We start from the raw sequence: 12,795 nt of genomic DNA, 5'->3' as shown, positions 1-12,795 counted from the left end.
AAAAAGATGACTCCGCGGGCGAGATGTGCCTTCAACTTTGTCCATCAATTCCGTCAATAATTGACCTGATCTGGTGAGATGCACCGGAGTAGGCCTCAAGGTTGAGGGCAAAGTTTTGTAAGGCAAGCCTGAACAGGATCTGCATTTTACGGGTCCTGGCGAGATCGCTTACTGACTTATTATCAATTCCATCAACCGCCAGGTACATGATTTTTTGCTGTAACGAATTGATATAGTTCTCACCAAATGCCAGGTTTGGGTTGGTTTGCTGGTAGTAGGCCAAAATTTGTTCTTTAAGCTGCCCGTCCTGGATCGTGCCTATCTTTCCGCTTGACTTAAAACCTTCATACCTCCCGATATTTGGATGGGTCATGACTATCTCGAATTTGAAATTCCGGGAGATGACGGAATCCTGGTACTTGTTGCCGGCAGGATTATCCTTTTTAACATTCAGGATGGATTCATAATGCCTGCACAAGGTTGTTACCAGGCTTTTATTCTTCTCAATTATTTCGAGGTCATTGCTAAGGTCATCTTTCAATCCCCGGAGAAACGCATTGGCGGCATCTTTCTCATGCCCGTATTCGGACCAGCTGTGAAACCAAATGGAAAGCGAAACCGCGAAAATAATAATGCAGACCTCAATGGTAATTTCTTTCAGTCTATGGGCTAAAGTGTGTGTTGGATACTTAAGAATGTGATAGATCTTCCGGCAATGCTTTGTTAATTCCTCACGCATATCATACTGGTTTAAACTACAAATTCTGATTAACGAAGACGCAAAATTGCATTATCCGTGGGCTGTGGGAAATGTCAATAACCACCATTCACATGTCAAAACCGGCAGGCATAAAAAAAGGTTTACGATTGACGTAAACCTTATAAAAATATTATTGAGATCGGGCGAATGCTACGCATTGCCGCACCTGCAATTTAGAAGTAGAGATACTGCAGCACCAGGTTGGGGAAGATGCCGAGCAGGATCACGAGGGCGGCCATGAACACGAGGATCCAGCGGAAGCCGGGGGTCGTGGGCTCAATGGCAGCATGACCGTCGCGGAAATACATGGCCTGGATGACACGGAAATAATAGTACACGCTCACAACGGCACAGAGGATCGCGAAGAATACGAGCCAGAGATGCGCACCGTTCTTAATTGCTGAAGCAAGCATAAAGTATTTGGCGAAGAAACCGATCGTCAGTGGAATGCCCGCAAGAGACAACAGGAAGATTGTAGTAGTGGCGGCGAGCACAGGCTGAGAACGTGCGAGACCGTTGAAGCCTTCGAACGTATAATCCTTCATGCGGATCAGCACAGCGAAAATACCCACAGTAGCAAGGCAATAGCCGAGCGAATAGAGGATGATGCCTTCGCGCGACAATGAGTTAAAGCTGAAGAGTGCAAACAACATGAAGCCGGCTTGTGCAATAGAGGAATATGCCAGCATCCGCTTCACACTCTGCTGGAAAACAGCCGTTACGTTGCCGATGAACAAAGTGGCCGCAGTAATGATCGCGAGGATCAGCTGCCACTGGTATCCGGAATTAGCGAATGTGCCTTCGAACAGGCGTACAAAACCGATGAACACACCTGCCTTTACAATCGTAGCCATGAAAGAAGTGAATACAGTGGGCGCTCCATCGTAAACGTCGGGTGTCCAGAAATGGAAGGGCGCAGCTGAGACTTTGAAGGCCATACTGATCAGGAGCAGCAACAAACCTGACAGGTACCAGGCATTCCTGCCGGGATTCACGTCGGCGCCCATCAGCTCGATGTTGAAGGTTGCCTTGGCACCATATACCAGTACAATTCCCATCAGCATGATACCGGTGGAGAATGAACCCATCAGGAAGTATTTCAACGCTGCTTCATTGCTCTTCAGGTTACGCTTGTCTGCCCCAGTAAGAATATACAGCGGAATAGAAACGATTTCTATGCCAAGGAACAACATCAACAATGACTGGAACGCAGTGATCACGGCGATACCACACAACACGAAAAAGATCAATGCAAAATACTCGGCCACATTTATACCAACATTCACGATATCCCGGGAAGACACCAGCATGTACATCAGCGTAGCGCCGATCGCGATGCTATTAAACAACAATCCGAACCTTGTAAAAGACAGAAGGTTCTTCGTGTTGATATCGAAAAAATGGTAGCCTTTCATCTCCGCCAGGTTGGCGAACAGCAGGATCAGCATGCCGGCAATGGCGATATTCCGCACCGTATTGCCATTCTTGAACATGATGCCACTGAACATCAGCACAACACCAAGAATCGCGGAAAGTATTATTGCGTTCATAACTATTTATCGAGGTCGTTAGATTCGGATTCGTTTACCTTATTTTAAAATCATCTTGTTCAGGATCTGCTGCGATACATCACTCGTAAGCGTTAAAAGCGGCTTCGGGTAAATACCGATAACCAGGATCGCTACCACAATTATCGACAGCACCACCTGCACATAACCGGAAACTTCGCGCGTGTTCATGGTCAGCGTGTTCAGCTCACCATAAAAGACCCGCTGGATCATTCGCAACGTATACACTGCTCCAAGGATAATGGTGAGACCGGCAGCCACTGCATATATCACACTGTACTGCGATGCCGTGGAGCCCAGTACTCCATTGAACATCATGAATTCACCGATGAAAGCATTCGTTAATGGCAACGATACATTCGCAAGTGCAACCACTACCAGCAAAATCGTAAGCACAGGCGCTTTCTGCGCGATACCACCGAGTTCGCTGATTTTGCGCGTACCGAACTGCTGCTCGATCGCATTCACTACCAACCACATTCCGAGGATATTGATACCGTGGTTGAACATCTGGATCATCACACCCTGCAGTCCACTATAGCTCGGTACAAAAATGGCGAGGATCATCAGGCCGATGTGTGCGATGGATGAATAAGCAACCAGGCGTTTCAGGTCGTCCTGCTGCATTGCAATGAAACTTGCATATAGCATTCCCACTACGGCCAGGGTCGCGATATTATCTCCATACTGGAAGGTCGCAGCAGGTACAACAGGCACCAGCCAGCGCAGCAATCCATATACACCCATTTTCGCCATGATAGCACTCAGTATCATGGTACCTGCGTTTGGTGTTTGCTCGTAAGTGTCGGGCTGCCAGGTATGGAAAGGGAACAAAGGCATTTTGATGGCGAAAGCCAGCATCAGCATCAGGAAAATGGCCAGCTCTTGCGAAGAGCCGGAACTTGCATGTGTCTGCGCAGTCTTCACAAAATCTGCCCAGGCGAATGAGTTTCCTGCCTTGAAATACAACATGATCATCGCGATCAGCATGAACAGCGATCCGAGGAATGTATATACGAAGAATTTGAAGGTTACTGCGATCCTTCTTTCACCGCCCCAGCGGCTGCAAAGGAAGTAAAGTGGGATCAGTGCCAGTTCCCAGAAGAAATAGAAAAGCAATGCGTCCATGGACATAAACACCCCGAGGAGTCCGGCCTGAGACAACATCAGCAAGCCGAAGAAACGGTTCGCATCAACATATCGGTTTCCCCATGTACCATAAATGATCAGCGGGAAAGAAAAGGTGGTAAGGAGGCAGAGCAGCTGGCTCATTCCATCGAGATCAAAATGGAAGCGGCTGTTAAGGGCGCCAATCCATTGTTCGTTGTAGGTGAGGTGTGCCGCATCATTCCAAATGCTCATTCCAGCAAGCATCACGGCCAGGGACAGGATGCTTGCAAGGAAAGCAATTGTTTTTGCCGTGTTTTCCTGCCTGATGGCAAATAACGCCAGGCCGGTTATCAGGGGGATCAATATCAGTAAAACTGGTACCATTATTTGAATCTCTTTCTTTCTTAATTATTTCTTCAGGAATACCTGTATCGCAAACAGGATAATCATACCGATGACCATCAGCAGCACGTAACTGCCTACCTGTCCGCTCTGGATGAGACGTGCCTGCCTGCTGGCATACTGCACACTCCTTCCTACCCCGTTCACTATCCAGTCAATACCATATTTATCCAGCTTCTCCATCATCCGTCCGAAAGCATTTGTCGGGCGACCGATCACTGCTTCGTACAGTTCATCAACATACCATTTGTTCTCCAGCACTTTACCGAAACCGCCAGCTTCTTCCTCCGTTTTCTGGTATTTGCTGAAACGGCTCCATGCCAGTGCGATCACAATAATAATCAGCAGTGATAAGCCACCTGCCATCATCCATTCAGTGTTGTGGTCAATTTCATGTGCTGGCTGAAGCGCGGTGGATTTTGCAAACACCGGCGCCAGGAAATCACCAAGCTGGTGTGCGTGGTGCGCCATAAATTCAGGGACGCCGATGAGTCCACCGAATGCACTCAGTATGGCCAGCACCACCAGTGGAATTGTAATCGCAGCAGGTGATTCATGCAGGTGATGTTCCTGTTCGTGCGTACCGCGGAATTTGCCCTGGAAGGTCATGGCGTAAAGACGGAACATATAGAATGCCGTCATCAATGCGCCTGCAGCACCAAGGATATACAACATCGGGTTCTTTGCAAATGCTGCTGCCAGGATCTCATCTTTCGAGAAGAAACCGGAGAAGCCCGGAATACCGGCGATTGCAAGGCACCCAATAAGAAAGGTCAGGTGCGTGGTGCGCATGTATTTTTTGAGTCCGCCCATATTACGGATATCCTGCTCATGGTGCATGCCATGGATAACCGAACCGGCGCCAAGAAAGAGCAGTGCTTTAAAGAAGGCGTGCGTCATTACATGGAATACTGCGCCGGTGAATGCGCCTACCCCAAGTCCGAGGAACATATAGCCGAGTTGGCTCACAGTTGAGTAGGCCAGTACCTTTTTTATATCGTTTTGTTTGAGGGCAATGGTTGCTGCGAGCAATGCAGTAGCGAGACCGATGATCGCCACCACGTTCATGGTAAGCGGGGCCATCGTATATAAGATGTTGCTGCGCGCGATCATATAGATACCTGCTGTAACCATCGTTGCTGCGTGGATGAGGGCGGATACCGGTGTGGGGCCGGCCATCGCATCGGGCAGCCAGGTGTATAAAGGAATCTGTGCACTCTTACCGGTAGCTCCAACGAATAGCAGCATCGTGATGATGGTGAAATCGTTCTTCGTGAGCAGCTCCAGGTTTGCATTGTCGAATACTTCAGCGAAGTTGACGGTGCCGATCTTCGCGAGCAGCCAGAAAACCGCCAGCAGGAAACCGAGGTCACCGATCCTGTTCATCACGAAGGCCTTCTTCGCGGCATTGCCATACTCGATATTCTTAAACCAGTAACCGATCAGGAGATAGGAACAGAGTCCTACACCTTCCCAGCCGATGAACATGATCACGTAATTGGATCCCAGCACGAGCAGCAGCATCGAGAACACGAAGAGGTTGAGGTAAGCAAAATACCTCGCGAAATGCATTTCGCTTTCTTCGTGCATGTATGCAGTTGAATACAGGTGGATCAGGAAGCCCACACCGGTGATGATCAGCAGGAACAATACCGACAGCTGGTCAACCAGGAAAGAGAACGGGATGGAAGTTTTATCGTAGCTGATAAAATCGAACAGGGTAACAGTTCCGGTGTGGCCGTTCTTCACTTCAATGAAAAGCAGCACACTCACCACAAATGAAGCCAGGATGGTTCCGCAACCGATGATACCTGTAAGCGGCTTTGACAAACTGTTCCGAAGCAAACCGTTCAGCAGGAAACCCACCAGTGGGAAGAAGGGTACCAGCCAAACGTAGTCAATGATACTATTCATATTAGTTTTTCAATCTGTTCAGGAAATTCACGTCAACCGAATGGGTATTGCGGTACATCATAACGATGATGGCCAATCCCACTGTTACCTCTGCTGCAGCCACCACCATGATAAAGAATACGAACAACTGTGCGTCGGCACCATTCGTTGCGACGTTAAGGGCAGGGTTAGCCTTATCAGCCAGGTGAAGCTTTGAAAATGCCACGAGCAAGAGGTTAGCTGCGTTCAGCATTAACTCAATGCACATGAAAATGATAATGGCGTTTCTCCTGGTCAGTACCCCGATCACTCCGATCGAGAATAAGGCGAGAGCCAAAAAGATGTAAAGATTTATGGGCATCTATTCGAATTCAAAAGTTAAAAATCAACATTCAAAACGGGTCCAGGGCGACTCTGTGATTTTCACACATAGGCACAAAGGATCGCAGAGGCGTAAAGAGCTTTAGTGTTATTCCTTTTTTCCGAGAACCACGGCGCCAACCATGGCGCTGAGGAAGAGCACGGAACTGATCTCAAAAGGAATAACGTATTCGTTGAACAAAGTCTTTCCAAGGTTTTGAATGAGGCCGATATCACCTTCTTTCACAAGGGCAGTGCTGGTGCGGGTATCCGCATCGCGCAAGGCGGCTACCAGGACCAGGAGCAAACAGCCGCCGGCAATGGTTCCGGCGAATTTGAGCCACTTGTTTTTCTGCGGCTCGGTTTCGGTGTTGAGATTCATGAGCATGATCACGAAGAGGAACAACACCATGATGGCGCCTGCATAAACGATCAGGTTAACGATGGCGAGGAACTGTGCATTCAGCAGGATATAATGCCCGGAAATAGCGAAGAAGGTGGCGATCAGGAAGAGAACGCTGTAAACTGGGTTCTTGCTGACGATCACCATCAGTGCACTACCAATTGCCATTACTGTAAGGAGCCAGAAAAGTATTTGTGTGATATTCATGTTAGTCAGTTCTTTTTTGCGCGTGATCCCAGGGCTTTCTGGTACTGTTCCGGTTCTGTTTTCGGATCAGGGATCAGGAGGTCCTGCTTTTTGTAGATAAAGGTTTCACGCGTAAAATTGGCCGGGGTAAACGTTTCACTGAGGTAAACGGCGTCTTTCGGGCAGGCTTCTTCACAAAGTCCGCAGAAGATGCAACGCAGCATGTTGATCTCGTAGCGGGCTGCATATTTCTCTTCACGGTACAGGTTCTCTTCACCCGGCTTGCGTTCGGCAGCTTCCATGGTGATGGCTTCTGCGGGACATGCAACCGCGCACAATCCGCAGGCAGTGCAGCGCTCGCGACCTTCTTCGTCACGGTTCAGGATATGCAGGCCACGGAATACCGGGCTGAACGGGCGCTTCTCTTCGGGGTAGCTGATGGTCGGCTTCTTTTTGAAGAAGTGCGACAGGGTGATAGACATCCCCTTCATAATGGAAGGAATGTACATCTTCTCCCACAAGGTCATCGGCTTGCGATCAACTGCTTTATTTCTGTTTGTTAATGCTTGCATAATTGCGGCGTAAAATTATTTCTATTGTTCGTTCTCTCCAAGTTTCCAGCTCCCTATCAATGGCCCAGCCAGAGGATTACTGCCCCTGTCACCAGCATATTCAGCAATGCCAGTGGAATCAGTACTTTCCAGCCAAGGTTCATCAGCTGGTCGTATCGGAAACGGGGGATAGTCCACCGAACCCACATAAAAAAGAATATGAAGAAAGCGACTTTTAAGAAGAGTGTAATTCCCTGAATTGCAGCAAGAGCATTGATCCCGATGTTTGCGCCAAGATTTGCGTCATTCACGAATGGAATATCATAACCACCGAAATACAGTGTAGCCATCAGTGCGCTGCTGATAAACATGTTGATGTATTCTGCAAAGAGATAGAAACCCAGTTTCATGGAGCTGTACTCCTGGTGGTAACCGAAGTTGAGTTCGTTCTCCGCTTCAGGAAGGTCGAAAGGTGTACGGTTACATTCTGCGAATGCGCACACCATGAAGATGAGGAAGCCAACGGGCTGCAGGAAGAAGTTCCACCAGCCTGTGCTCTGTTGTTCTACGATAGTTTTGAGGCTGAGGGAACCGGTGATCATGAGGAGGGCAATGATAGCGAGTCCCATCGCCAGTTCGTACGAGATCATCTGCGAGGCACCTCTCAGTGCTGCCAGCAGGGAGAATTTGTTGTTTGAGGCCCAGCCGCCGATCATGATACCATATACACCCATGCTCACCACACCGAAGATGTAGAGGATGCCAATGTTGATGTCTGCAATCTGCAGGTCGACAGTGCGTCCGAAGACTTCGATCTTTCCGCCCCAGGGAATTACAGCGCTTGTCATCATTGCTGTGAGCATGGCGAGTGCCGGGCCGAGTATGAAGAGAGTCTTGTTTGATGCATTAGGGATAATTTCTTCCTTCATAAAAAGCTTCAAACCATCGGCAAGCGGCTGAAGAAGTCCACCCCAACCTGCGCGGTTCGGTCCAAGCCTGTCCTGCATGAAACCTGCAACTTTCCTTTCTGCCCATGTGGAATACATTGCAATAAGGAGGGAGACGGTAATTATTCCCCCTATGAGAACGGCTTTTTCGATTATGAAGGCGAGATCAAACACTTTATTCAAATTAAAAAGTGAAAAGTAAAAATTTAAAAATGTACAGTTCTTAAGGGGTTGGCGGTTTAAAGTCGTCACTGTGTGCCGGTCCTTCGATTTTCGACAGTTGAATTTCCGGACGGTTCACATCACTGACTTTATGAATGTTCATCAACAGCTTCGGTGCGCGGCCTCCCATCACTTCAGGCAGTGTCTCTTTGGGCGTTACGGTGTTCACGTAATGTCCCTGCGAGATCACGGAATGACGGTTCACCTGGGTTGGTCCTTCGATTACCCAATCCTTCACCGACTTTTTGTGGAAGCGGCAATCGTTGCAGATCCAGCCTGGTTTGCCTTCTGTTGTATCCTTTACTTCACCCCATTCGTCTTTCCTTGCGGTTACGCGATATACTTCATCACCACGCATCCAGAGCTGCACCTGGCCGGAGCAGGTCGGGCAATCGCGGTGTGCGTCCATCGGCTTCGTAAACCATACACGGTTCTTGAAGCGGAAGGTTTTATCAGTGAGGGCGCCAACGGGACAAACGTCAATCACGTTACCGATGAATTCGTTGTCGAGGGCTTTCTCAATATATGTTGCGATCTCTGCATGGTCTCCCCTGTCGAGAATTCCATGTTCGCGTTTGTTGGTAAGCTGGTTCGCCGTATACACGCAACGATAGCAAAGGATGCAGCGCGTCATGTGCAGCTGGATATATTCACCCAGGTTATGTGGGGTAAATGTCCGGCGCTTGAATTCATAACGGGTACCTTCCTTGCCATGCTCATAGCTGAGATCCTGCAGGTGACATTCGCCAGCCTGGTCGCAGATGGGACAGTCGAGCGGGTGGTTGATCAGCAGCAGTTCCACTACTCCCGCACGCGCTTCGAGCACTCTTTCGCTGGTGATGTTCTTCACGATCATGCCATCCATAACGGTGGTACGGCAGCTCGCAACGAGCTTAGGCATCGGCCTCGGGTCAGCAGTTGAACCGGCGGCAACTTCCACCAGGCAGGTACGGCATTTACCTCCGCTTCCCTTCAGCTTGCTGTAATAACACATCGCCGGTGGAGTAACGTCGCCACCCACCATGCGGGCGGCATGGAGGATGGTTGTACCGGGCTCAACATCAACAGTGATGTTGTCGATGGTTACTTTAAAAAGTTTCTTTTCTTCAGCTTTCTTTTCTTCGGCCATATAAAAAGTCAAGATTCAAATTCAAAAATTACATTACGCGGGGACGTAAATAGGGTCCGCATAATGAGCGAGACCGAAATTACGGGTCTGGCTTTCCTGCGGATTGTTTACGTGCCATTCGAACTCGTCACGGAAATGGCGGATGGCGGCTGCAACGGGCCATGCGGCGGCGTCGCCGAGCGGGCAAATGGTATTGCCTTCGATCTTGCGCTGGATATCCCAAAGCAGGTCGATGTCACTCATCTTTCCTTTTCCCGTGTCGATGTTTTTAAGGATCTTTTCCATCCAGCCGGTTCCTTCGCGGCAGGGTGAACACTGTCCGCAGCTTTCATGACGATAGAATCGTGCGAGGGTGTAAGTGTTCTTTACCACGCACTGGTCTTCGTCGAGAATGATGAAGCCGCCTGATCCCATCATGGAACCAGTTGCGAAGCCACCGTCGGCGAGACTTTCATAGTTCATGTAACGCGTTTCGCCCTTTGCTGTTTTAAGCAGAAGGTTGGCGGGAAGGATGGGAACGGATGAACCACCGGGGATACAGGCCTTGAGCCTTTTCCCATTCGGGATGCCACCACAGTATTCGTCGCTGTAGATGAATTCTTCCACAGAAATGGTCATGTCTATCTCGTATACTCCCGGCTTGTTGATGTTACCACAGGCAGAAATCAGTTTCGTACCGGTTGATTTGCCGACACCGATCTTGGCGTACTCTTCACCGCCCATATTGATGATGGGTACTACTGCTGCGAGTGTTTCGACGTTGTTTACAACGGTCGGACGGTCCCATACACCTTTTACGGCCGGGAATGGCGGTTTGATACGCGGGTTACCACGCTTGCCTTCGAGTGATTCAATGAGAGCAGTTTCTTCGCCGCAGATATAAGCACCGGCGCCACGCTGCACATAGATCTCGCAATCGAAGCCACTGCCTAAAATGTTCTTTCCCAGGAAGCCATTGTTCTTCGCTTCTGCGATGGCCTGCTCGAGGATATCAGGGATCCAGGCGTATTCGCCGCGGATATAAATGTATGTAGCATGTGAACCCAATGCGAAGGAAGAAACGATTAGTCCCTCTATAAGCAGGTGCGGGATGAATTCCATCAGGTACCTGTCCTTGAACGTACCGGGTTCAGACTCGTCTGCATTACAAACGAGGTGACGGGGTACGCCTTCTGGTTTGGCGAGGAAACTCCACTTCAGTCCGGAAGGGAACCCGGCGCCACCGCGACCGCGGAGTCCGCTTTTCTTCACTTCTTCAGTAACCGCATCGGGGCTCATCGTCTTAAGTGCCTTCTCCACACTGCGGTAGCCGCCTTCCCGACGATAAACATCGAAACTGCGGATTCCTTCAACGTGGGCTTTTTCAAGTAATAATTTCACACTCATTTGCTTCAAATTCAAAATTCAAACGGGTTTATTCACCTATTCACTTTTTCACCTTTTCACTTATCGACCTATTTACGTTCAACCTGATCATTTATTCCCCTCCTGCCCTTCATCAGGCAGCCTTGTTGCCTGCCGGCCTAGCAGTTGCCAGCCTTTTTTGTTCTTCCAGATCCAGACCTGGAGGACGTGAAGCCGGAAGTGGGCGGGCTGGCCGTTCCGGATCACATCGACTTCGATGTTGGAGCGGAGAAGCCCGGTTTTATCTTCAATTACCGCTGTCATGGTGCCCTGCGAAATATTGGTGTATTTCAGCGTGCCATTGAACATGTTGGCGATAAGCTCATTCTTCTTTTCTATCCAGCCATTGGAATGTCCGTAATTGCATTTCTTATGCAGCAGCTGGTTCACTTTTGCAGAGTCCTGCGCAAGCATAGCTGCGTTCAGGTCCATCGCCGTTTTCTTGAGCGAAAATGAATCAACCTGTTGTGCTGCCAGCGACAGCGATACAAAGAGCAGCAGGAATAAAAATGCAGGACGTTTCAATGTTTATATTTTAGGGCGTTGTAATCAGTTCAGGATACCGGCATTTTTCCTGCATTCCTCAATGATCTGATCCACTTTGGCCTTTGTCAGGTGCTCACGGTAATGTTTTCCGAGTTGCATCATCGGGGCATAACCGCACGCACCAAGACACTCTACAGTTTTGAGGGTGAACAGTCCATCAGGCGTTGTTTCACCGACACCGATATTCAGTTTCTGCTTGATGTATTCGATGATGTCATCACTTCCGTTGATCATACATGGACCGGTCTGGCACACTTCAAAAAGGTACTTGCCGACCGGCTTCAGGTTGAACATGGAGTAGAAGGTCGCCACTTCGTACACTTCAATGGGCTCGAGCTTCAGCAGGGAAGCGACATAGTCCATTGTTTCCGCACTCAGCCAGCCGAACACATCCTGGGCGAGGTGCAGCACGGGAATCAGCGCGCTTTTCTGCTTTCCTTCCGGGTAGCGGGCGATGATTTCCTGTACTTTATTGAGTTTCTCCTGGGATAGCATTATTAAAAGTCAAAATTTAAAAGTCAAAATTTAAAAGTGTCGGGCTTCCTTACGCATCCATTTCCCCTGCGATCAGGTTGAGGCTGCTCAGCGTGATGATCGCGTCGGAGAGCATTGCTCCCTTGGTGATCTCTTCATATGCCTGGTAATAGATGAAACAGGGCCGACGGAAATGCAGGCGATAGGGCGCGCGGCCACCGTCGCTGATAAAGTAGAACCCGAGTTCACCGTTACCGCCTTCCACTGACTGGTACACTTCTCCTTTCGGCAGGTCGATTTCACCCATGATGATCTTGAAGTGCCAGATGAGCGCTTCCATCTTGGTGTATACGTCCTTTTTTTCCGGCAGGTAATACTGGGGAACATCGGCATGATAGATCTCTGCGTCAGCACCGGTGAATTCCTTGATCTTGTTGTAAGCCTGCTCGATGATGCGAAGGCTCTGCCACATTTCACCGTTACGAACCAGCCAGCGATCGTAGTTGTCGCCTGTTGAACCTACCGGGATCTCGAATTCGAAATCATCGTATGAGCTATATGGATTGTGTACCCGAACGTCGTAGTCGACACCGGCTGCGCGAAGGTTAGGACCTGTGAACCCGTAGTTAAGTGCGCGGTCGGCACTGATGGCGCCGCTGCCCTGTGTACGCTCCATGAAAATACGGTTGCGCTGGAAGAGGTTTTCGAACTCTTTCAGCACGCCGGGATATTCTGCGAGGAAGCGTTCCAGTTTCTGGAATGCAGTTGGAGTAAAGTTGCGCTCGAACCCGCCGATCCGGCCAATGTTGGTGGTAAGGCGGCTGCCGCAAACTTCTTCGT

At 49.4% G+C, this 12,795-nt stretch carries 13 protein-coding genes; all 13 read right to left on the bottom strand.

Annotated elements, in window-relative coordinates; translation table 11 throughout:
- Positions 1 to 31: 31 nt before the first annotated feature.
- Complete coding sequence (locus tag OI18_RS03140) at positions 32 to 739, bottom strand: DUF6090 family protein (RefSeq protein WP_039137164.1); 708 nt, start codon at positions 737 to 739, stop codon at positions 32 to 34.
- A 194-nt stretch (positions 740 to 933) separates the two neighbouring features.
- Positions 934 to 2,310, bottom strand: coding sequence for an NADH-quinone oxidoreductase subunit N (locus OI18_RS03135; protein ID WP_039137161.1), 1,377 nt, complete (start codon positions 2,308 to 2,310; stop codon positions 934 to 936).
- A 39-nt stretch (positions 2,311 to 2,349) separates the two neighbouring features.
- On the bottom strand, positions 2,350 to 3,822 hold the full coding sequence (locus OI18_RS03130; RefSeq protein ID WP_039137159.1) for a complex I subunit 4 family protein: 1,473 nt from the start codon (positions 3,820 to 3,822) through the stop codon (positions 2,350 to 2,352).
- 24 nt (positions 3,823 to 3,846) lie between these two features.
- Complete coding sequence (gene nuoL, locus OI18_RS03125) at positions 3,847 to 5,754, bottom strand: NADH-quinone oxidoreductase subunit L (protein ID WP_205409974.1); 1,908 nt, start codon at positions 5,752 to 5,754, stop codon at positions 3,847 to 3,849.
- A 1-nt stretch (position 5,755) separates the two neighbouring features.
- On the bottom strand, positions 5,756 to 6,094 hold the full coding sequence (gene nuoK, locus OI18_RS03120) for an NADH-quinone oxidoreductase subunit NuoK (protein ID WP_039137157.1): 339 nt from the start codon (positions 6,092 to 6,094) through the stop codon (positions 5,756 to 5,758).
- Between the two features lie 108 nt (positions 6,095 to 6,202).
- Positions 6,203 to 6,703 (bottom strand): NADH-quinone oxidoreductase subunit J family protein, encoded by a 501-nt coding sequence (locus OI18_RS03115; RefSeq protein WP_039137154.1) that lies wholly within the window; start codon positions 6,701 to 6,703, stop codon positions 6,203 to 6,205.
- Positions 6,704 to 6,708: 5 nt separating this feature from the next.
- Positions 6,709 to 7,254 (bottom strand): NADH-quinone oxidoreductase subunit NuoI, encoded by a 546-nt coding sequence (nuoI, locus tag OI18_RS03110; RefSeq protein WP_039137151.1) that lies wholly within the window; start codon positions 7,252 to 7,254, stop codon positions 6,709 to 6,711.
- A 56-nt stretch (positions 7,255 to 7,310) separates the two neighbouring features.
- Positions 7,311 to 8,363 (bottom strand): NADH-quinone oxidoreductase subunit NuoH, encoded by a 1,053-nt coding sequence (gene nuoH / locus OI18_RS03105; RefSeq protein WP_052272823.1) that lies wholly within the window; start codon positions 8,361 to 8,363, stop codon positions 7,311 to 7,313.
- Positions 8,364 to 8,403: 40 nt separating this feature from the next.
- A complete protein-coding gene (locus tag OI18_RS03100; protein WP_039137149.1) occupies positions 8,404 to 9,531 on the bottom strand; it encodes an NADH-quinone oxidoreductase subunit G in 1,128 nt (375 codons plus the stop codon).
- Positions 9,532 to 9,564: 33 nt separating this feature from the next.
- Positions 9,565 to 10,917, bottom strand: coding sequence for an NADH-quinone oxidoreductase subunit NuoF (gene nuoF / locus OI18_RS03095; RefSeq protein ID WP_039137147.1), 1,353 nt, complete (start codon positions 10,915 to 10,917; stop codon positions 9,565 to 9,567).
- An 87-nt stretch (positions 10,918 to 11,004) separates the two neighbouring features.
- On the bottom strand, positions 11,005 to 11,460 hold the full coding sequence (locus OI18_RS03090) for a nuclear transport factor 2 family protein (protein WP_039137145.1): 456 nt from the start codon (positions 11,458 to 11,460) through the stop codon (positions 11,005 to 11,007).
- 24 nt (positions 11,461 to 11,484) lie between these two features.
- Positions 11,485 to 11,976 carry an NADH-quinone oxidoreductase subunit NuoE gene (nuoE, locus tag OI18_RS03085; protein WP_039137144.1) on the bottom strand — a complete coding sequence of 164 codons (492 nt, stop codon included), beginning with the start codon at positions 11,974 to 11,976 and terminating at the stop codon, positions 11,485 to 11,487.
- 49 nt (positions 11,977 to 12,025) lie between these two features.
- On the bottom strand, positions 12,026 to 12,795 hold a 770-nt coding region (locus OI18_RS03080), incomplete at its 5' end, for an NADH-quinone oxidoreductase subunit D-related protein (RefSeq protein WP_039137142.1).

The sequence above is a fragment of the Flavihumibacter solisilvae genome, assembly GCF_000814475.1.
In the GTDB taxonomy this organism is placed as follows: domain Bacteria; phylum Bacteroidota; class Bacteroidia; order Chitinophagales; family Chitinophagaceae; genus Flavihumibacter; species Flavihumibacter solisilvae.
This window is presented reverse-complemented; position numbering and strand designations above follow the sequence as displayed.